Origin of the sequence: Paenibacillus lycopersici, from assembly GCF_010119935.1 — a bacterium.
Taxonomy (GTDB): domain Bacteria; phylum Bacillota; class Bacilli; order Paenibacillales; family Paenibacillaceae; genus Paenibacillus_Z; species Paenibacillus_Z lycopersici.
This window is the reverse complement of record NZ_CP048209.1, coordinates 5,942,913-5,963,909: the sequence shown is the minus strand read 5'-3', so window position 1 is coordinate 5,963,909 and position 20,997 is coordinate 5,942,913. Positions and strand designations below refer to the sequence as shown.

Below are 20,997 nucleotides of genomic sequence, written 5' to 3'. Positions count from 1 at the left end.
GAGCGACAACCGCAATGAGCATTACGACTGCGCAGGCTCCGGCAGCCGCGGCCGGCGCCTCCAACCCAAGGAAAGCCAAACGCATCAATTCGATTTCGAGCGGCTCCAATCTGGTCGTCAACGTCTTCTTCATTCTCTATAGCATCGCCTGCTTGTTCCCGATCCTGCTCGTCATCTCGGCTTCGCTGTCCGACGAGAACGCGATTACGCTGCACGGCTATTCGATTATTCCGAAAGTGTGGAGCACCGCCGCCTACCATTACCTCAGCTACGACATGCATAAAATCATGCTGGGCTACGGCATCTCCATCGCCACGACGATCATCGGCAGCATCGCCGGCATGCTCATGACGGCCTTGTACGCCTATCCGCTGTCGCGCATGGATTTTCAATTCCGGGGCTTCTTCTCCTTCTTCATCTTCTTCACGATGATTTTCGGAGGCGGTCTCGTACCGAGCTATCTCGTCTATTCGAATATCCTTCACTTGAAGGATACGCTGTTCGCCCTGATCATTCCCGGCTTGCTCATGAGCGCGTTCCTCGTGCTGACGACGCGGACCTTCTTCCAGCAGACGATCCATCCGTCGATTCTGGAATCCGCGCAGATCGACGGGGCAGGCGAGTTCCGCATCTTCTTCGGCATCGTGCTGCCGCTCTCGCTGCCGGTCATGGCGACGATCGGCCTGTTCTACACGCTGGGCTACTGGAACGACTGGTTCAACAGTCTCGTCTACATCAACAACGACAAAATGGTCAATCTCCAGTACATGATGTACCGCGTCATGCGCAACCTGCAGTTTCTGCAGTCCAACGCCCAGAGCAATACGGCCGTCGGCGCGCAGGAAATCGCCAAGATTCCGAGCGAAACGGTGCGGATGGCCATGTGTATCGTCGGCATGGGTCCGATCGTGCTCGCGTATCCGTTCTTCCAGCGGTATTTCGTCGCCGGCCTGACCGTCGGCGCGGTGAAAGGCTAATCCCGGGTTTCCGGTTAGCATACAGAACAATGGCATCATTCTAAAAAACAGGAGGGTTCCTACGATGAAAGGCCTAAAAAGCAAAGGATTGACAGCCTTAGCCGCTACTTTCGCGGTGTCCGCGCTGCTCGCGGGCTGCGGCAGCAATAACGACAACTCCGGCGGCAGCGCCGATTCCGGCGGCACGAACGCCGCGGCTTCGAACGATTCCGCGGCAACCAACGCAGCGAATGGCGGCGGCACGAATACAGCGGCGAACGACGGCGGCGGTTCCGACGCGGCCAAGCTGGAGCCGTACACGATCAAATGGTTCGTGCCGGGCGCCGCTTCCCAGAAGGATCAAGCGCTGGTCAACGAGGAAGTCAGCAAATATTTGAAAGACAAGATCAATGCGTCCTTCGACCTCGAAGTCATCGACTGGGGCAGCTGGGACGACAAAATGAACTTGAAATTCGCGTCCAGCGAACCGTTCGATCTCTTGTACACGGCTGCCTGGAACGGCTTCTCGACGAAGATTTCCCAAGGCAACATCATCGACCTGACGGACCTGATCGACAAGGACGCGCCGGATGCGAAAGCCGTCATCGAGCCTGCGCTGCTCGAAGGCTCCAAGGTGAACGGCAAGAACTACGGCATGCCGACCAATAAGGAAATGGCGACGCAATGGGGCGTTATGCTCCGCAAAGACCTCGTGGACAAATACAACATCGACATTACGACGATCAAGAAGCTGGAAGACCTGGAGCCGTACTTCGATATCATCAAGAAGAGCGAGCCTGGCGTTACGCCGTTCTATCTGAACAAGGACATTTCGCTGCTCAACGTATGGAACTCCAACAATTTCGACCACTTCGAAGGCGGCGCCGGAACGCTCCCGCTCGGACAAACGGACTTCAAGCTGATCAACGGCCTTGAAACGCCCGAGGCGAAAGCGGGCTACGATCTCATCCATTCGTGGTACCAGAAAGGCTACGTCAACAAAGACGCGGCAACGCTGCAGGACTTGAGCGGCGGTCTGAAAGCGGGCAAGGCGTTCTCGTATCCGGAGCAGCTGAAGCCGGGCAAAGACGCCGAAGTCAGCACGGCAACGGGCGTGCAATGGGTGCAGGTCGAGCTGACGCAGCCGATCATCGGCACCGGCGACACGCAAGGCGCGATGACGTCGATTTCCCGGACGTCCAAAGACCCCGATCGCGCGATGATGTTCCTGAACTTGCTGTATACGGATAAATATTTGGTCAACCTGATCGCCTTCGGCATCGAAGGCAAGCACTACAAGAAAGTCGGCGACAACACGATCGATTTCGCGGACGGCGTGACGGCCCAGACGTCGGGCTACAACCTGAACCAAGCGTGGCTGTTCGGCAACCAGTTCAACGATTACCTGTGGGCGAACGAAGATCCGCAGAAGTGGCAGAAGTTCATGGACTTCAACAAAGCGGCGAAGAACGACGCCTTGCTCGGCTTCGTCTTCGATCCGACGAACGTGAAGACCGAAGCGGCAGCCATCTCCAACGTCGGCAAGGAATTCAACTCGGGTCTCCAATCCGGCACGCTCGATCCGAACGTGTACCTGCCGAAGTATATCGACAAGCTGAAGGCGGCCGGCATCGAGAAAGTCATCGCCGAGGAGCAGAAGCAGCTCGACGCATGGCGTGCGGCCAAAGGCCAGTAAGTGTGATCTAGGCTGGGAAGTCAGTGCTCTCGCGGCGCTGGCTTTCTCGCCGTATTCAGGACGGAAAGCGAAGGTGCGGCATCATGGAGAACAAAGTATTGACGAGAGAGCAAATCGCGCATTTCATCGAACGCGGCTGGGTGAAGGTCGAAGAGGCGTTCCCGCGCGAGCTGGCGCTGGAATGCCAGCAGTTCATCTGGGAGAAGCTGGCCCAATTCGGCGTTGACCGGGAAGACCGCGGCACATGGCAGCGGCCGATGTACTACCTGCGGGAAGCGTATGACGGGGGCGCCTTCGACCGCTGCAATACGGTGCGGATGGCGGACGCGATCGAAGATTTGACCGGTCATGGCCGCTGGATCGACCGGGGCGTATACGGGCAGGAGGAGGTCGTCTCCACATGGGGCTGGTGGCCGGTCAATTTCGCGCTCGGCGCCGATCAGCCGTGGACCGTGCCGACGGGCGGCTGGCATTGGGACGGCGGCCATTTCCGCCACTACGTGGACAGCCCCGATCAAGGGCTGCTGTGTCTGTGCATCTTCTCCGAAATCGGACCTCGCGGCGGCGGAACGCTGATCATAGAAGGTTCGCACAAGGTCGTGGCGAAATTTCTGGAGAAGCATCCCGAAGGACTTGAGCCGCAGGAAGGCATCGACATGCTGAATCTGGAGCATCCGTACTTGTCGGAGCTGACCGGCTTGACCGGAGCAGGCGAAGAAGATCCGGAGCGGGTCAAGCGCTTCATGGACGAGTGGCATACCGATGCCGACGGCTTCAAGCTGCGCGTTGCCGAGACGACGGCATCGCCCGGCGACATTATCCTGTGCCATCCGTTCTTGTATCACACGCCTTCCCAGAACCATTCCGGCAGCCCGCGCTTCATGTGCAACCAGAAGACGCCGCTGAAGGAGCGGATGAATTACGACCGGGCCGACCCGGACGACTACTCGCCGGTGGAGATCAGCATCCGGCAGGCGCTGGGCAGGAAGTAGGCCAAGTCGGCCCGCGAAGGGGGTGATGCCGGTTCAGCATCGACGGTGACCGCGTTGTTTCATTGTCTGTAAGACAATAACAAGGAGGTTATGGGATGTCGGCTGGATGGAAGGCAAGAAACGCGGCTATTGGCTTCACCATGGCATTGCTGCTGCTGCTCGCTTCATTGGGATTGGCGGCGAAGCCCGCCGGGGCGGCGGGCGCGACGTATTACGTCGACTCGGTGTCGGGCAGCGACAGCAATAACGGTACGAGCACGAGCACCCCTTGGAAGACGCTGGCCAAAGTTAACGGCGCGTCGTTCTCGGCGGGCGACAGCATTCTCTTCAAATCCGGAAGCGCCTGGACGGGCACGCTCAGTCCGGGCAGCTCCGGCAGCAGCGCGGGCCGGATTACGTTCGGCAAGTACGGGACGGGCGCGGACCCGATCATCAACGGGGGCGGCGCGGAAGAAGCGATCAAGCTCTTCAACGTGCAGTACGTGACCGTGCAGAATCTGGAGATTACGAACGATTCCGCGACGGTCGCCAAGCGGCACGGCATCCTGGTGGCGGGACAGGGCGTCGGCACGCTGAACAGCATTTATTTGAACAACCTCAACATTCATAACGTCAAGGGCATTTCCGATCGCGACGCCTCGCCGGAGAACATGTACTACAACGCCGCCATCTATATTACGGTATGGGACGGCGCGCCGGGCTCCGCGCTTTCGCGGTTCAACGACCTGCGCATCGAGAACAATCAGATTCACGATATTTCGACCATCGGCATCTACTCGAACGGGACCGGCACGCAGTATAACGATGCGACGGCCGCGACCTGGTACACGAACCTCAAAATCAGCAACAACGCCATTAACCGGACGGGGGCCGACGGCATTGTCATCGGATACGGCAACGGCGCCGTCATCGATCACAACACGGTCTACAACGCGGGCGTGAACGGCACGAACCATCGCTGGATCGCCGCCGTCTGGTCCTGGTCGTCCAAGGATTCCACGTTCCAATACAACGAAGTGGCAAGAACGCATTTCCAATCCGGCGTGGACAACGATTCCATGGCGTTCGACACCGACCTCAACACGTACGGCACACACCTCTATCAATACAATTACTCGCATGACAATGCCGGCGGCTTCTTCATGAGCACGGGCAACCTGCAGAACGGACAGGATATCGTCCGCTACAACATCAGCCAGAACGACCATCATCAGCACTGGAGCACGGCAACGATCGTCGACGGCAATCCGGCGCATTTCTATAACAACACGTTCTATAACGGCGACGGATCCGGCTTCGTCATTCACGGCAACAAGATTGCTTCGTGGGATGGCGATACGCTGAACAATTCGTACGAGAACAATATTTTCTACGTATCGGGCGGCGGCACGGTCAGCCTGCCATCCGTGCATCAGTACGACCATAACCTGTACTACGGCTTCACGCCTCCGGCGGGCGACGCGCATGCGGTCACGGGCAATCCGCTGTTCGTGAACGGCGGTTCCGGCGGAGACGGGCGTTCGACCGTCGACGGCTACAAGCTGCAGTCCGGCTCCCCGGCGATCGACAGCGGCAAGACGATCACGGGCAACGGCGGCCTTGATTTCTGGGGCGCTTCGCTCTATAACGGCTCGCCGGACATCGGGGCAAGCGAGTATACGGGCGGCACGTCGTCAACGGCTTCGCTGTCGGCGCAGCAAGTATCCACGCCCATGACGATCGACGGAAGCCTGAACGAGACGGCCTGGTCGATCAATACGAACGTCGCGAAGACGATCAGCGGCGTGCCGAACAATACGGTCCAATTCGGCGCGGCTTGGGACAGCACGTATTTGTACGTCGGCATTCAAGCGCTGGACAGCGCGTTGTACAAGGATTCGACGGACATGTACAACGACGATTCGTTCGATATCTACGTGGACGCCGACCATAACAAAGGCACGGGCTACGATTCGTACGACCGGCAGTTCGCGATCCGCTGGAACGACGCTGCGGGCCTCTTCGAGCGAAGCGGGAACACGACGGGCGTGCTTCATGCGACGGCGAATATCTCCGGCGGCTTCAGCGGCGAAATCGCCATTCCGTGGTCCAATCTCGGCATTACCCCATCGGCGGGAACGGTCATCGGGCTCGATATCGCGAACAATGACGACGATGACGGCGGCGACCGCAACAGCCAGCTGATGTGGAGCGGCACGGGCAACAACTGGACCGATACGTCCGCGTTCGGCAACCTGACGCTTGCCGCAGGCGCCTCGGGCCCGCTCGTCAATAACGCGTATTACAAGATCGTTAACCGCCAGAGCGGCAAAATGCTCGGGCCGGAAAGCGGTTCTTCCTCCGATGGCGTTCAGATCGAGCAGTGGTCCGACCTCGGGGCGACGTACCAGCAATGGCAGGCAATCGACGTTGGCGGCGGCTATTTCAAATTCAAGAACCGGGCAAACGGCAAAATCCTGGAGATTTACGGCGCGTCCACGTTGGACGGCGCGATGTGCTCCCAGTACGCGGATAACGGCAACTGGAACCAGAACTGGTCGCTGACGAGCGCCGGCGGCGGGTACTACAAGCTCGCGAACCGGCAGAGCGGCAAGCTGCTCGACATGTCGGGCGTGTCGCTCGTCGACGGTGGCGATGCGATTCAATATTACGACAACGGCGGACAGAATCAGCAGTGGAGCTTCGTTCAAGTGCCTTGATCGCGTTTGGCAGGCGGCTTGCTTCTTGAGCCGCTTGCTTGTTTCATTTTCAGCCTGGCGGGGAGGTCGATGACGATCGCGACGAACAAGGATATGCGCAAGCGCAAGGGGAAATCTACCCAGAGAGGAGCGGACGCGTCCCGCCGTACGGCGACCGTTCCGGGGCGTCGAAGGAAGAGCCTGCGGTTCGCGGCTGCAGGATTCGTCGTATTGGCAATGATCCTGATCGGGGTGTCCGTCTATCGGGCGCAGGCGGCCAAGAGCCCGGACGTGCCGGATTCGGCGGTCGTGGCGACGATTGACGGGGAGCCCGTAACGGCGGCGGAGTTCCGCGGCAAGCAATCGACCAAGCGGGCGGGCGTCTACGATTATTTTCAACAGACGTACCGGCTGGCCGATACGCCGGATTTCTGGGCGAGCGCCTACGGCGGGGAGCGCACCGTCGACAAGCTGCGCGCGGATACGCTCGCGGCGATCGTAGAAGACAAGGTGCAGCTCCGGCTGGCGAAGCGGGAAGGCATCGTGCAGGATATCGGGTACGGGTCGTTCCTGAAGCAATGGGAAGCGGAGAACAAGCGGAGGGCGCAGACGCTGAAGAAAGGCGGTCTCGTGTACGGGCCCGCGCGGCTGGAGGCGTCGTTCTATTACGATACGTGGCTGACGGACAATGTCGAGCGGCTAAAGGAGAAGCTGGCGGCGCGGGACGTCATCGGCGATGCGCAGCTGAACGCGTATTACGAGGCGCATCTCGCCGACTACACCGGACAAGCGGCCGTCAAGGCGTCGCTCATCTCGATTGCGTGCGGAGCGGATGATTGCGGCGCAGGCGGCGCCGCGTACAAGCAGCTGGAGCGGGCGAGAGACGATTGGGCTGGCGGCGAAGACTGGACGAAGCTGCAGCGGCGTTACGGCGGCGACGGGGCGATGGCGTTCGCCTCCCGGACGTTCGACGCGGATTCCGCGAAGGCGGACACGATGGTGAATCCGCTTCTGCTGCAGGCCGCGCAAGCGCTGAAGCCGAACGAGGTCAGCGGCATCGTCGCGGAGAACGGCGCGCTCTACGCGGTCAAGGCCTTGTCCGTCGATCGTCCGAAGGCGGTTCCGCTCTCCGAAGTCGGCGGCCAAATTCGGAAGCAGCTCGCGGACGAAGCGTACGCGCAGCGGATCGAAGAGGCGGTCAAGCAAGCCAAGATCGTTATCGACCATGGCGCGTACGACCGGCTGGAAGCGGAATAGAGCATGCGGCGAAGCGGGGAACAAGAAAACGCCCGTCGGGGACGGCCTGGGATACAGGCGCGTCCGCGGCGGGCGTGTTTTGGTTTGCTGGGGTCGTGCATCGCTCTTCATGCGGGGCTCGCGGGCTTCATGACATAAGGGAAAGGCGAATGCGAATGCGAGATGGCGATAAGACAAACGCGATACGGCAGACGAGAAATGGCGAACGCGATATGGCAAACGCGATATGGCGAACGCGGAATACCGGCTAATCGCGGCCCATACCGGCCCGTCGCGCCTCATCTCGGCCGCTTCGCGTACTTCATCGCGCCGTGCCCGCATTGCGGCGGTTATCCTCCAGCCGCTCCTCCAGCCAATCCCGCATGACGTCGAACACTTCCTCGCGGTCGAGTTCGTTGTGCAGCTCATGCTTCAAGCCGGGCCATTCCATGAACGTGCATCTGGACCCGACGGCGTCGGCGAATTGCTTGCTGGCGAGGATGGACGTCACTTTGTCCGTGCCGCCGTGCATGAGCAGCAGCGGAGCGCGCCACTCGGACGCATGCTTGATCGCCCACAACCCAGCCGCTTGCACGCTGAGGAAGAACCGCGCCGTGATGGAGCCGTGGCCGAGCGGATCTTCCTGGTACCGCCTGATCATCTCGGGATCGGACGTCAAATGGTCGCCGACCATCGGCCTGTCGTTCGTATAGGCCGGGAACAGCCGGTTCACGATCCGGGCGATAATGAGCTGGAGCGGCGGAGGATTGAACGCAAGCCGCAGCCATGGTCCCGTGACGATGACGCCCGTAATGTCCGGCTTGCGCCGCAGGACGTAATTCAGCGTGACGTTGCCGCCCATGCTGTGCCCGTATAGAAACAACGGCGTGCCGGGGTAACGCTTCTCGGCTTCGGCCAGCATCGCGCCGACGCCGTCCAGCAGCGCCTCGTACGACTTCGTATGTCCGCGCTTGCCTTCGGTCATGCCGTGTCCGGCCTGATCGAAGCCGAAGACGGCATAGCCCGCATGCGTGAACATCTCGGCGACATGACGGTAGCGGCCGATATGCTCGCCCATGCCGTGCACGAGGGCGATGACGCCGCGGAGATCGCGCCTCTCGTCCGGTTCCCATTCCGCCGCGTACCGCCGCGAGCCGTCCTTGCATCGCAGCTCGAATTGACGCTCCTTCATAGCCTGTGCTGCCTCCTTGTTTCCATCATTCTCTATTTCAACTTTACCACAACGGTGTCAGAATTATGAAATCTATTGGTTCCGCTTACAACATTTTTTGGCATTCGCCGGCTTGGCGCGTATTCGAACTCCAGTATGCTGCGTAATGTGGTAAATTATAACTATATTCATCGTCAGGCTTAATGGTACAGGAGGAGGGAACATGAACGACTTTGCAATCGATTGCGGCGCGATCGTCCTGCGGCTTTTTCGCCCGGAGGATCTGGATGCCTTCCACGCGATCACGCACGAGCCGGAGATCGTCCGCTATTTGCCCGGCTGGAATGCCGATACCAAGGACATTCGCGCGGACTGGCTGCTGAATTACGAAATCCCCGGCAACGAGCGGTTCCTCGAAGCCGTCCGGGAGGGACGGGACATCGGCGATCTTCAGCTGAGACTGGCGATCGAGCTGAAGGAGACGGGCGCCTTCATCGGCTGGGTATGCACGGGCATCAAGGACGAGCTGCCGCCGCCGAACCGGGAAATCGTGTACGGCATTTCTGCCGCGTACGGCGGCAAAGGCTATACGACGCAAGCTGCGGCCGGATTGATCCGGTACTTGTTCGAACAGGGGCTGACGGAAGAACTGAACGCCCTGGCCCTCACGCATAATACTGCATCGAATCGGGTCATTGTCAAATGCGGGTTTCGGCCGGTAGGCGACATCATGATCGAAGGCGAAGCTTATCATCACTACAAGCGGTTTCGCGACGCATAGCCGAGGCGCGGATATAAGCGCCGGCGCCCCCTCGATTGGGACTTTCGAGATTGCCGCGGGAGTGCTACCATGGGGATAAACAGAAACAGATGTGCCGAATGGATTGGAAGCCGAATACCGCTAGGATGATACGCAACGAATCGGACAAATCGAATTGTCAAAGGAGCGATCACGAGCATGCAGGCGCTTATCTATGAAGGACCGCAAGAGATGGTGATCCGGGAGACGGACAAGCCCGTCCCCGGCGAAGACGATATTCTGATCCGCGTCGCGTACTCCGGCATTTGCGGCTCGGAGCTGAGCGGCTATCTAGGCAAGAACTCGCTCCGCAAGCCGCCGCTGATTTTCGGTCACGAGTTCTCCGGCACGATCGCCGAGATCGGCAGCCGCGCGGCGGCGGAGGGCCGCTGGCAGATCGGCCAGCGCGTCACGGCCAACCCGCTGGTGACATGCGGGCAGTGCGAGCCGTGCATCACGGGCAGGCAGCAGCTGTGCGTGTCGCGCAAGCTGCTGTCCGCTGCGCTGCCGGGCAGCAACGCGGAGTACGTCAAGCTTCCGGCGGCGTTCGTCTATGCCGTCCCGGACGCGGTCACGCTGCAGCAGGCGGCGATGACCGAGCCTGCCGCCTGCGCGATCCGCGCGGCGGAGCTGGCCGCGCCGAAACCGTCGGATACGGTGCTCATCCTCGGCATGGGGCCGATCGGCCTGCTCCTGCTGCAGGCAGTGCTTCAGCATGGCGTACGAGACGTGATCGCCGTCGACATGAACGCGGACCGGCTGCGGATTGCCGCCAAGCTCGGCGCGAAGCATATCGTCTGCCCGGCAGCAGGCGTCGATACGCTGGAGGAAACGAAGCGGCTGACCGGCGGCGCAGGCGTCCACGCCGCGATCGACGCGGTCGGCTCGGGCTTAACGCGCAAGCAGTGCGTGCTGGCGTGCCGGGGCGGCGGGCGCGTCGTGTTCACCGGGCTGCACGAGGAAGAGTCGGTGCTGCCGATTAATATCGCCATCCGGAACGAAGTGACGATGACGGGCGCCTTCGCCTACTCCGCCGCGAATTTCCGGACGGCGCTGAAATGGATCGAAGAGGGCCGGATCGGGCTTGCCGACGGCGTCGTCGAAGCGCCGCTCGAGGAAGGCGGCCGCTGGTTCGAGACGCTGCTCGGGCAGCCGGGCTATGTATCGAAAGTGTTACTACTACCAGGAGGTGGGGCATAATGCCGCGTTTTGAGGAATGGCACACGTCGGGCCCCGGCATCGAACGCAAAATTTTCACGCCGGGCAAGACGATCATGAGCATGATGGTTTCATTGAAGAACGGTGCGGTCGGCAAGGCGCATTCGCACCCGCACGAGCAGCTGACATTCGTCGTCAGCGGCAGGCTGCAGCTGGAGATGAACGGCGAGATCACCGTCGCCGGCGCGGGCGAGCAGTTCGTGATTCCCGGCGATGCCGTGCATGAAGTGACGGCGCTGGAAGACACGGTCGTCGTCGAGACGTTCACGCCGCTACGCGCGGATTTGCTGGCGACCATCACGGATGCCGAATAACGGCGTACAAGGGGCGTGATCTCGCATGGCAAAGGTATTCTTCATCTCCGACCATCATTTCGGCCATAAGGCGATCATCGATTTCGAATCGCGGCCGTTCGAGAACGCCGAGGACATGAACGAAACGATGATCCAGAAGTGGAACGCCGTCGTCGGCAAGGAGGACAAGGTGTTCCATCTCGGCGATTTCTCGTTTCTGAACCGGGACCGGACCAAGGAGATCGTCTCGCGGCTGAACGGCTGCAAGCATCTCATCCTCGGCAATCACGACCGCGGGCGCACGCGAAGCTGGTGGCTGGACGTCGGCTTCGACGAGGTGAGCGAGCATCCGATCATCTACAAGGATTTCTTCTTCCTGTCGCACGAGCCGATGTACATGAACCGGCATATGCCGTACGTGAACGTGCACGGCCATATCCACGGGCAGAAATACGAGGGCATCCACTACTTCAACGTCTGCGTGGAGCATTGGGATTACACGCCGCTGACGTTCGAGCAGATTCGCGATGCCGTCGTGCCGAGCGAGGAACAAGCATGAGAGTCGTCTACGCGGGAAGCTTCGATCCTATTACGCTGGGGCATATCTCGGTTATCGAGCGGGCGTGCAGCCTGTTCGACGAGGTCCATGTCATTATCGCGAACAACCGGAGCAAAAAGCATTATTTCGATATCGCGCAGCGCACCGAGCTCGTGCAGCTGTCGATCGCGCACATGGCCAACACCGTCGTCGTGCCGTTCGAGGGCATCGTGGCGGATTACGTGAACGCGAACGGCGTGAAAGCCGTCATCCGCGGCATCCGCAATTCCACGGACCTCGAGTACGAGCTGCAATTGGAGCAGTACATGCGCAGCACGACGAAGGCGGACACCGTCTATCTGTCGCCGTACGTGAAGGACACGCAGACGAGCAGCTCGCTCGTGCGCATGTTTCTCCAGTCGAACAAGACCGAGCTGGCACAGGCGTACATGCATCGGGACGCGTATGCGCGGATGGTGACGTTCACGGTTTAGCCGGGATGGGGGCGCCGCCGCAGCTGCTGGCGGCGATTCTATACGGATCCATCGGGATGGATCCTCGCGGCCTGGCCGGGTATCGGGATGCGGGCGCCGGCTCGCTCATGACGCGATGCCGGCAGCGCGCCGGCGGGCCGTCGGAAGGAACCGTCCGCCTGCAGGGTTGCCTGCGGGCATCCGGCGGGCGTATAATACAACCAACGATTCAGAGGCGAGTGTGACTGGCGTAACGCGGCGAACCGCGGGGGAGCACTTCGTTCATACGGCCGTACGCCTGGGCAGAGGTAAGGGAGCGATCCCTTGCCTCTTTCTGTTCTCGGAAGCTTTCATAAACGGAGAGGATGATGAACCATGTCTCACGCAATCAAACGGATACTTGACGGTAACGCAGTCGCGTCCCGGATCAAGGAGCAATTGGCGCCGCGCATCGCCAAGCTGGCGGAGCGGGGCGTAACGCCATGCCTGGCCACGATTCTGGTCGGCGACGATCCGTCCTCCGCCACGTACGTGCGGATGAAGGGCAATGCGTGCAAGCGGCTCGGCATCAAGTCCATTCGCGTCGATCTGCCGGCAAGCACGACGACGGAGGAACTAATCGACGCCATCGGCCAATTGAACGAAGACAAGGCCGTGCACGGCATTCTGCTGCAGCATCCCGTGCCGCATCACATCGACGAGCGCGCGGCGTTCGAAGCGATCGCGATCGAGAAGGACGTCGACGGCGTGACGACGCTGGGCTTCGCGCAGAACGCGTTCGGCTACGCGGATTATCCGTCCTGCACGCCGGCGGCGATCATGGCGATTCTGGCGCATTACGAGCTGCCTGTCCGGGGCCGCCATGCCGTCGTCATCGGCAGGAGCCCGATTCTCGGCAAGCCCGTCTCCGCGATGCTGTTGAACGCGGACGCGACGGTGACGACCTGCCATTCCCGGACGGAGAACCTGGCCGATCTCGTCCGGCTGGCGGATATCGTGATCGCCGCCGTCGGCAAGCCGAATTTCGTGCAGGGCGGCTGGATTAAGCCGGGGGCCGTCGTGCTCGATGCCGGTTACAATCCAGGCAATGTCGGCGACGTGGATTACGAGGCATGCCTGGCAAAGGCCTCCGCCATTACGCCCGTTCCGGCCGGCGTCGGCCCGGTGACGATCGCGACGCTGCTCAAGCATACGGTGGACGCGGCGGAGAAATTCGGCGCGTAGGCCGCGAGGATGCGGACGATCTTTCACCGATCCCAGGCATAGGTCGAGCCGCACGGCGAGTAGTTGCGCAACGGGAACGACTCCATTTCGCGGCGGTACGATGGAAGTCTTGATGGCAGTCATCAAGGCTTCTTTTTATGCCTTATTCGGGACAATCGCGGCAGCGTTGCGGCTTTTGAAGCGATCGTGTAACCTTTCGCGGCGGCTGCCCGTCTATGACGTAGACAGGATTCGAATAACCGAAGGAGGCGTTACCGCCATGCGCAAGTTCAAACCTATGCTGTTCGGCGTTCTGGCCGCCGGACTGGCCGCCGCTTCGCTCGGGGCCGCCGGCACGGCTTCCGCGCAATACGGGAGCGGGCCGAGCTACAGCCTGGATACGTCGTACAGCTTCGAAAATAAAGTGCCGGCCGCCAAGCCGCTCTGGAGCGCGGACCTTGATCCGCCTTCCGCGGCGAACCGCGTGACGTACCCGCCCGTCGTGAACGGGAACAGCCTGTACCTCATCAAGAACGGCACGCTGGTCGCGCGCAGCGTCGCTTCCGGCAAGGCGCTGTGGTCGTTCGGCACGAAGCTGCAGCCGGGCTCGGCCGTCGTCGCCGGCAGCTTCGTCTATGTCGGGGGCGCCGACGGCAGCGTCTACAAGGTGAACCCGTCAACGGGCGCGGGAGCGCGCATTTACCAGACGCAAGCGAAGAATATCTACTGGCTGAAGGCGGACGGCTCCACGCTGTACGCGGCTTCGAGCGGCGGCCTGGCCTCGATCAATCTGACAACGGGCAAGGCGAATTGGACGGCCGGAGGAGATGCGGCCGGGCACGGCGAGCCGATTGTGCTGGCGAATATGCTGCTGATCAGCACATGGGAATCGGGCGCGATTACGGTCAATACGTATTACGCCGTCGACAAGGCGACGGGCAAGACGCTGTGGCGGCTGTCCGGCAGCCATAACAAGCTGTTGCAAGCGGACGGCGATAAGCTCTATTTCAACAACGACTGGCCGCGCAACGACACCTCCGAATACGTCGCTTACGTGGATATCGTCAGCGCCAAGACGGGGCAGGTAACGAAGAGCTTATCGTTCGTCAAGGTCAGCACGGCGCTCGATCCGTTGTATCAGTCTCCGAAGGAAGTAACGATGGACGGCAACGACATCTACATCGTGACGCAGGAGAACGGCGTGTTCTCGTACAACGTCAATGACGCTCCGGACGCGCCGGCGAGATATGTCTCGGGGGATTATGTCGCGGGTCCGTACAACGGGAAGATTTTCTTCCGCAGCGCCAATAACCTGGGCCTCTATGCCCGCAAGCTGTTCGATCAATCGGCGGTGTATTACGAGGGGCTGGACAATCCGGCAAGCCGGGTCGATTTCATCGGCAGCGGCATGTATGTCGGGCAGACGGACGGCGCCGTCGTCGCGCTGAACGTGACGACGGGCAAAGCGGCGTTCCGTTTCCAGACGGGTGCCCGGAGCTACGGGCCGTTCCAGGCAGCGGGCAGCACGCTGCTCGTGCAGGCCGAAGGCAAGCTCTACGCGTTCCGGCTGCCGGCGGAGCTGACGAAGCCGCTTGATCAGGGGCCTTCCGGCGCGTTCATGAAGGCGGAAGCGAGCCTGATCATCGACGGCAAGCCGAAGCAGTTTCAGCCGGGGATGATGACGCTGAACAACCGGATGTTCGTGCCGATGCGTTTCCTCATGCAGGAGATCGGGGCGAAGGTGAGCTATGACGCGGCAAGCAGGCAAACGACGATCGCGTACGGGAAGGCGTCCTTCGCCCTTGCCGAGAATTCCGCTTCGGCCGTGAAGGACGGCCAGCCAATCCCGTTGTCGTACGCGCCGACGGTCATCGGCGGCAGCCTGTACGTGCCGGTCGGCGACATCGGGAAGCTGCTCGGCATCAAGGTGACGTGGGAGCCGGGCCCGCGGACGGTCGTCGTGACGACGACGGCTTCGTAGCAGCAAGCTGGAGAGTGCCGCGTTCGCGCGTACAGCAGGCTTATGGAAACACGCGGAAGCATGAAGCGTACGGGGCTAATCAACAGGCCTATGCAGGGAACGCTGCATGAACCGCCGCCGGCGCCGGATGCTTTTCAATCGTTTTCCCGACAGCCCGAGCATGACATCCTGCACCATTCCCGGGGTATCGAGAACGCACGGCGCCCGCATATGCTGAAAGGAACGGATCCCCCTCCAAGACTAGCGGACAGAGGATCACTTATTTTGGCGGAATCGGGCTATTGGGGCAGCGCACGGACAGAGGATCCGTTAATGTCCCCGAATGGTACCGAGAACATGGTATTCGGCTGATATAGCGGATCTCCTGTCCGCCAGCATACGAAAAAACGGGATCAAGCAGCGCATAACGGATCTCCTGTCCGCTTCCTTGCATCGACGGATGAACCGAGAATCAGCCGTCATGAAGACAGCCGGTCCGCAGCGGCTCCGGCAGCCCATGCCGCGCCGGCGAAGCGGCAACAGGATCCGTTCGTGCGCCTTGGGCGCAGGTTGGCACGAGCCTGATCGAATCATCTTATACGTTACTCAACAAGCTGAGAATGACATCATGCGTCATTCTCTCTTTGCTATAATGAGGATCAATAAGGTATCTGCGACGAGGAGCTGAGCGCTTGTGAGCAACCTGCACCGGTTAAGCTGGATCGACGGCCAAATCCGCGCCAAGCGGTATCCCAACTGCGTCCGCATCGCGGAGCAATTCTCGCTGTCGCCGCGGCAGGCAGCCCGGGACGTGGAGTATTTGCGGGATACGATGGGAGCCCCGATCGCGTATTGCCCGGTACGCAAAGGCTACTATTACGCGCATGACACGTTCGTGCTCGGTCATGTCGTCATGACGGATGAGCAGCGGCGCGGGCTGCAGTACTTGGCGGACCGTTACGCCAAGCTGGAATCGGAGCATGCGCGGCATCTGGCGCGGCTGTTCCGCAGGCTCGTGGATAACGGGGAGGCCGGGGAAACGGCCATCGCGCTGCCGCTGTTCCCGGTCGATCCGGCGGAATTGAACCGGTTCGACCTGCTGAATAAGGCGATCGAGAAGCGGGCCAAGGCGACGATCGCCTATGTCGACGGCGCCGGCGAGACGGTGCGCATGCTGCTGTCCCCGTACAAGCTGTATGCGTTTCACGGCCAGAATTTCGTTGTCGGTTATTGCGAGCCGGGCGGACAGATCCGGTTCTTCGCGTTGAACGGTTTGACGGCGGTGGAGGTAACGGATTCGGGCTACGACCTGACGCCGCTGCTGAAGCAGGCGGAGATCGTGCCGGAGCTGGCGAACGGGGCGAACATCGCCTATGTGCATTTGGACGCGCCTTCCTATGCCGGAACGTTTCCGTTTCGGTTCGAACCGGTCGGCGGCGGCTTGTTCCGCGTCGAGTATTACGATCCGCTCCGGCTGCTGGCGGCGCTGTTCGCTTCCCCGGCCGGCGCGGCGGTTGACTCGCCGAAATGGCTGCGCAACCTCTATTTCAACCAGCTCGACAAGAAATTAAGGCGAATGGAGGAGCATGACAGATTATGTCCGGCTCCCCGTATTAAGCTGGATGCGTACCGGGCCGATAAGCCCGAAACGATAACGGCGGAGGGACGCGCATGAAACGTTTGGACGGGTTGGCATGGCAATCGTTCTGGAATACGCAATTGGGCTGTTTGAAGGGATGCACGGATTATTTGGGGCTCGGGTTGTCCGAAGCTTGGCTGTTCGGCGGCACCGGCGCCGCGTTCATCGCGCTGACGGACGAGCAGGGCTTTGGCGCCGGGGGCTCCTGGCACCAGACGCCGATGACGCAGCTATGCAACAATTTGGGGTTTACGGTGAACGGCGTATACGGCTTCCGGACGGACGAGGATTTCGGCGTCAAGCAGCGGATGGCGTGGGAGCTGACGAGAAACGCCATCGACCGCGGCTATCCGTGCTACGGCTACAATCTCGCGATTCCGGAGTATTATGTCGTGAACGGCTACGAGGAGCGCGGCTATCTGTTCGCCGGCTTTGGCGTCGATGAGCTGGAGGGCCGCAACGAGCGGCGGATTTTCTACCCGGAGCCTCGGCTGCTGGAACGGCTGGCCGCCTACGGGGACGAGCCGTACGTGCCGCTGGAGGACGAGCGGACGCTTGCCATGCTTGCGGAGCTTGGGGCGACGCGAGGCTTCGAGCTGAAAGGCAGCGTGCGGATGGTCAGCAACGGCGGCGTGCGCGAAGTCATGTCGGACCAGGGCGACTGGATTATTTTGCAGGGGGAAGGGATGACGCCTTGGGAGCGGCTCGGCACGGTTCATATCGGGCTGCTCGAGATGTACGCGGTGGAACCGGGGCGGTCGTCGGGACCCGAGGATACCGTGAAGGAGGCGCTGGCGTTCGCGCTGGAGCATGCGGAAGGGCCGGCCAAATGGGTGCAGCCGCCGTATTCATCCGGCCTGCGGGCGTACGACGTCTGGATCGGAGCGGCGGAGAGCGGGAAGCCGAATATATTCGCGCTGTCGTACAATACGTCATGCTGGGCGGAGTGCCGCAAATATGCCGTGCCGTTCCTGGAAGAAGCTGCCGGACGTATCGGCGGCGAAGCGGCGGAGCTGCTGCTTGATGCGGCGGCCGCGTACAGGCAGGTGCATACTCCGCTGCAGGCGGCGGCCGACCTGCTGCCGTTCGAAGGGAAGAGCGACGAGCATTATTTGCAGACGGAGCGGCTCGCGGCGTACGCGGAGCGGCTGCGTCAGGCGAAGCGGGCGGAGGCGGCCGCGCTGCCGATGCTGCGGCGGGTTGCGGAGGCGTTGTAGCCGAGAGGGAGCGCTGGGGGCGTGTTGGCAGGAGCGTGTGGAGCGGTGCCAAGGCAAACGGACATAGAATGCTGGACGGGCGAATCAGCGCGGCTTGCAAGTCCGGTAGGCGTTTCGCTCGACAAGTTAGCCTGCTCGCCCGCCTGCACATCGCTTGCCCACACATCGCTTGCCCGCACAACACCTGTCTGCACAAGACCCGCCCGCGCAATACCTGCCTGCACATCGCCCGCTTGCACATCGCGCGCCTGCACAACATCTGTCTGCACATCGCTTGCCCGCACAACACTTGTCTGCATATCGGAACCGTTCATCGTAATGCTCGTTACGGCAAGTTTAGGGGCCATCAAGATGATGGTTTCAGCATGTAGAGAAACCCGGGTTTGATGACACGGAATGGCTCGTAAAACCTGAACGGCTGACTTCGGGCAGTTCTGGCGGCCGCGTCCCGTTCCCCCGCTTAGACAGCTCTAGCTGTTTGGATTACATCGTTTAAGGAGAGATAGGCAGCGGCCCTGTCTGCGAAAAGCATTGCATCCGGACAGGAGATCCGCTATTTGTCCGTTTTCATGGCTTTTAGTATGCTCGCGGACAGAGGATCCTTTATTTCGTCAAAAAGGCAGACTTTCGATGCTCTCCGGAGGCAATAACGAATCCTGTGTCCGTTCGCCAACCCGAACCTACCGATTTCCACCAAATAACGGATTCTGTGTCCGTTGCCCATGAAGACGACTTAGCCGGCATGGGCAATGCCGAGGAACCGAGTACTTTCTCGACAGCCAGGGGCCATCAGGATGATGGCCCCTTCGTCGTGCAATGAAAGCGATTAATCCGCAGATCGGCAGCCGACGCTAGATTTTCGATTCGAAGTAGTTAATCGGACGGATCTCAATCCCCCACCCGAATGGCTCGCCTGCATCCACCTGCACGGCCGGATGCAAGGATGCGATCCGGATCGCTTCCTCCATGTCCTGCGCTTCGATGAGGAAAGCGCTGCCGACCATCTCCTTCGCTTCGCTGAAAGGACCGTCCGTCACGTTCACTTTCCCATTGGTTCGCCGCAAGCATTTCGTGTCGGAAGCGAGACCGGCATCGAGCATTACTTGTCCGCTCCCGTAGAAATTGTCCAGGTGAGGCGGGCATTCGCGCATGGCGGCAGCGATCTCTTCCTCAGGGCGGGCATCCATCTTCGCGGCTTCCAAGTAACCCAAACAAAGGAATTTCATTGTCATTTCTCCTCTAACGTTCGATTGAAGCATCCATTCCTGCCTCTATTTAAAACGACGAAGGATACGCGGTCCGATCGACAGCACGATTAAAATTATTATTAGCGCTCGAGTGCGGCAAGCGGCGAATCCCGCGCAAGTCTTCGGCAAGCCCGGCATTGCCGCCTTGCAGAGAGCCTCGGTTTTCGCCTGAGAAAGCGGAAACGAAGGCTCTTTACGCTGTAATATGTTCGGCAGTTATGCGATCGGGCTTATGAACGTCCGCTGGCCCAGCGCGCGCAATTGCGCACAAGCCGCCGGTAGGAGGCGGGCTTGAACGAAGGCGCGTGATGCCCGGGCTGGAGATAGACGATTTTGCCGAGCCCATAAGTGCGTTCCCATCCGGCGGGGTAGCGATTGCCCTCGAATTCGAAGGCCAGGAACTCCGTCCGCGCGGCGATCGGGTCGAGCTCGAACATGTACGGCTCCTCATCCAGCGCGAACGGCTCGACGCCTTCGAGCAGCGGATGGTTCGCAAGCGGATGATACCGGAGCGGCTGATACGGCGGATGGCCGGTAAACCGGGCGCCGGCCAGCTGGGCAAGCTCGCTGCTGCTCTGCAGCGAAATGCCGTTGTGAATGACAAGGAGTCCGCCTCCGCCGGCCGCGTACCGCAGCAGGCCGGCCGTCAGCTCCGGCGCGACGGGGCGGTTCCAGCAATCCGCATACGAGATGAACAGCGGATAGTCTTCCAGGCTCAGCCGGCCCATGACGGCGTAATCCTCGGTCGCGGTCAGCTCGAACTCCGGCGCCAAAATCGCTTGAAGCTCCAGGCGCGCCGGCTCCAGCGGGTGCCACGGGGCATTCGTGAAATCGCCGAGCAGCAGCGCCCGCACGGGACCCGCCTGCTCGTTCGATGCGTTAGCCGTCCGCTCGCCGACAGACGCTGCGTTTCCGTTCGTTTCGCTCATCGTCCTCTCCCCTTACCACGGCAGCTCGTTGCCGGTATCCGCTTCGAGATACAGCGGCCGCTCGCGCAGCTCGCCCCGGCGTTCTTCGATCCGCCTCAGAATATGTGCCGCAGCTTCCTGCGGCGTATGCGTGCCGGCGTCGTTCCAGGTGCCGCTCATGAACGTCTTGACCCAGCCGGGATGAAGCAGCATTACGCGTCCGCCGTCCTTGCGAATCCGGTTGTGGATGATGGTCGAGCCCATGTTCAGCGCGGCCTTGGCCATGCAATAGCCGAACCAGGCTTCGCGATAGCTGTTCCCGATGCTGCCGGCTTCCGAGCTGATGTTCACGATCAGCTTGCCGCCGTTCATGACGGGCTCGAGCAGCGCGTTCGCCATGCGGATCGCGCCGAGGGCCGTAACGTCGTACACCCGCTGCATCTCGTCAAAATCCAGCTTGTCTTCCACCGTCTTCCCGGTGTCGCCGAGCAGCGCGGCGTTGTTGATCAGCATGTCCAGCGCAGGCGTCAGGCCGCGGATCCGTTCCGCGGCTTCCTGAACGCTGGCGTCGCTTCCGACGTCAAGCGCGAAGGCGTGCAGCTGTCCCGGAAACTGCTCCTTCAGCTGCTCCAGCTCGGGGTTCGGACTGGCGATGCCTCCCGCATAAACGGTACAGCCCGTCCGCAGCAAGCCTTTGACCAGTTCGAGCCCGATCCCGCGGTCGGTGCCGGTAATGCAAACCTGCCGTTGTCGTGTCATGGATTCTCCCTCCA

At 61.0% G+C, this 20,997-nt stretch carries 18 protein-coding genes and 1 riboswitch; of the genes, 14 read left to right on the top strand and 4 right to left on the bottom strand.

Annotation, left to right across the window (positions count from 1 at the left end):
• The first annotated feature begins 14 nt into the window (after window positions 1–14).
• The 5 genes from GXP70_RS26190 to GXP70_RS26170 all read left to right on the top strand — a co-directional run bounded on the left by GXP70_RS26190 (window position 15) and on the right by GXP70_RS26170 (window position 7,579).
• The gene (locus tag GXP70_RS26190; RefSeq protein ID WP_162359536.1) at window positions 15–977 is read left to right on the top strand and encodes a carbohydrate ABC transporter permease; all 963 of its coding nucleotides are present in this window, start codon (window positions 15–17) and stop codon (window positions 975–977) included.
• A 64-nt stretch (window positions 978–1,041) separates the two neighbouring features.
• Window positions 1,042–2,652 (top strand): ABC transporter substrate-binding protein, encoded by a 1,611-nt coding sequence (locus tag GXP70_RS26185; RefSeq protein WP_162359535.1) that lies wholly within the window; start codon window positions 1,042–1,044, stop codon window positions 2,650–2,652.
• An 83-nt stretch (window positions 2,653–2,735) separates the two neighbouring features.
• The gene (locus GXP70_RS26180; RefSeq protein ID WP_162359534.1) at window positions 2,736–3,644 is read left to right on the top strand and encodes a phytanoyl-CoA dioxygenase family protein; all 909 of its coding nucleotides are present in this window, start codon (window positions 2,736–2,738) and stop codon (window positions 3,642–3,644) included.
• 95 nt (window positions 3,645–3,739) lie between these two features.
• On the top strand, window positions 3,740–6,343 hold the full coding sequence (locus GXP70_RS26175) for a sugar-binding protein (RefSeq protein ID WP_162359533.1): 2,604 nt from the start codon (window positions 3,740–3,742) through the stop codon (window positions 6,341–6,343).
• Between the two features lie 69 nt (window positions 6,344–6,412).
• Window positions 6,413–7,579 (top strand): peptidylprolyl isomerase, encoded by a 1,167-nt coding sequence (locus GXP70_RS26170; RefSeq protein WP_162359532.1) that lies wholly within the window; start codon window positions 6,413–6,415, stop codon window positions 7,577–7,579.
• A gap of 301 nt (window positions 7,580–7,880) precedes the next feature.
• On the opposite strand, the gene GXP70_RS26165 is transcribed toward GXP70_RS26170, so the two are convergent.
• Window positions 7,881–8,750 carry an alpha/beta hydrolase gene (locus tag GXP70_RS26165; protein ID WP_162359531.1) on the bottom strand — a complete coding sequence of 290 codons (870 nt, stop codon included), beginning with the start codon at window positions 8,748–8,750 and terminating at the stop codon, window positions 7,881–7,883.
• A 202-nt stretch (window positions 8,751–8,952) separates the two neighbouring features.
• Here GXP70_RS26165 and GXP70_RS26160 point away from each other — a divergent pair, with 202 nt between their 5' ends.
• The 9 genes from GXP70_RS26160 (at window position 8,953) to GXP70_RS26120 (ending at window position 18,069) form a co-directional block, all read left to right on the top strand.
• Window positions 8,953–9,510 (top strand): GNAT family N-acetyltransferase, encoded by a 558-nt coding sequence (locus tag GXP70_RS26160; protein WP_162359530.1) that lies wholly within the window; start codon window positions 8,953–8,955, stop codon window positions 9,508–9,510.
• Window positions 9,511–9,687: 177 nt separating this feature from the next.
• Window positions 9,688–10,728, top strand: coding sequence for a zinc-dependent alcohol dehydrogenase (locus GXP70_RS26155; protein ID WP_162359529.1), 1,041 nt, complete (start codon window positions 9,688–9,690; stop codon window positions 10,726–10,728).
• Window positions 10,728–11,060 carry a cupin domain-containing protein gene (locus GXP70_RS26150; RefSeq protein ID WP_162359528.1) on the top strand — a complete coding sequence of 111 codons (333 nt, stop codon included), beginning with the start codon at window positions 10,728–10,730 and terminating at the stop codon, window positions 11,058–11,060. Before GXP70_RS26155 ends, GXP70_RS26150 begins: the two co-directional genes overlap by 1 nt.
• Before the next feature lie 25 nt (window positions 11,061–11,085).
• Window positions 11,086–11,598, top strand: a complete 513-nt coding sequence (locus GXP70_RS26145) for a phosphoesterase (protein ID WP_162359527.1) — start codon at window positions 11,086–11,088, stop codon at window positions 11,596–11,598.
• Window positions 11,595–12,071 (top strand): pantetheine-phosphate adenylyltransferase, encoded by a 477-nt coding sequence (gene coaD, locus GXP70_RS26140; RefSeq protein WP_162359526.1) that lies wholly within the window; start codon window positions 11,595–11,597, stop codon window positions 12,069–12,071. Before GXP70_RS26145 ends, coaD begins: the two co-directional genes overlap by 4 nt.
• A 210-nt stretch (window positions 12,072–12,281) precedes the next feature.
• A riboswitch (ZMP/ZTP riboswitch) is annotated at window positions 12,282–12,361 on the top strand.
• A 64-nt stretch (window positions 12,362–12,425) separates the two neighbouring features.
• Window positions 12,426–13,274 carry a bifunctional 5,10-methylenetetrahydrofolate dehydrogenase/5,10-methenyltetrahydrofolate cyclohydrolase gene (locus GXP70_RS26135; RefSeq protein ID WP_162359525.1) on the top strand — a complete coding sequence of 283 codons (849 nt, stop codon included), beginning with the start codon at window positions 12,426–12,428 and terminating at the stop codon, window positions 13,272–13,274.
• A gap of 259 nt (window positions 13,275–13,533) precedes the next feature.
• Window positions 13,534–15,234, top strand: a complete 1,701-nt coding sequence (locus tag GXP70_RS26130) for an outer membrane protein assembly factor BamB family protein (protein ID WP_162359524.1) — start codon at window positions 13,534–13,536, stop codon at window positions 15,232–15,234.
• A gap of 673 nt (window positions 15,235–15,907) precedes the next feature.
• Window positions 15,908–16,888 (top strand): helix-turn-helix transcriptional regulator, encoded by a 981-nt coding sequence (locus tag GXP70_RS26125; protein ID WP_162359523.1) that lies wholly within the window; start codon window positions 15,908–15,910, stop codon window positions 16,886–16,888.
• Window positions 16,885–18,069, top strand: coding sequence for a hypothetical protein (locus GXP70_RS26120; RefSeq protein WP_162359522.1), 1,185 nt, complete (start codon window positions 16,885–16,887; stop codon window positions 18,067–18,069). The genes GXP70_RS26125 and GXP70_RS26120 overlap by 4 nt, the downstream gene beginning before the upstream one ends.
• Before the next feature lie 851 nt (window positions 18,070–18,920).
• Here the strand turns inward: GXP70_RS26120 and GXP70_RS26115 are convergent.
• From GXP70_RS26115 to GXP70_RS26105, 3 genes are all read right to left on the bottom strand, one after another.
• Window positions 18,921–19,295 carry a YciI family protein gene (locus tag GXP70_RS26115; protein ID WP_162359521.1) on the bottom strand — a complete coding sequence of 125 codons (375 nt, stop codon included), beginning with the start codon at window positions 19,293–19,295 and terminating at the stop codon, window positions 18,921–18,923.
• A 251-nt stretch (window positions 19,296–19,546) separates the two neighbouring features.
• Window positions 19,547–20,245: a ThuA domain-containing protein gene (locus tag GXP70_RS26110; RefSeq protein ID WP_162359520.1), complete on the bottom strand. Its 699-nt coding sequence runs from the start codon at window positions 20,243–20,245 to the stop codon at window positions 19,547–19,549.
• A gap of 12 nt (window positions 20,246–20,257) precedes the next feature.
• On the bottom strand, window positions 20,258–20,983 hold the full coding sequence (locus tag GXP70_RS26105) for an SDR family NAD(P)-dependent oxidoreductase (protein ID WP_162359519.1): 726 nt from the start codon (window positions 20,981–20,983) through the stop codon (window positions 20,258–20,260).
• Between the last annotated feature and the right edge of the window lie 14 nt (window positions 20,984–20,997).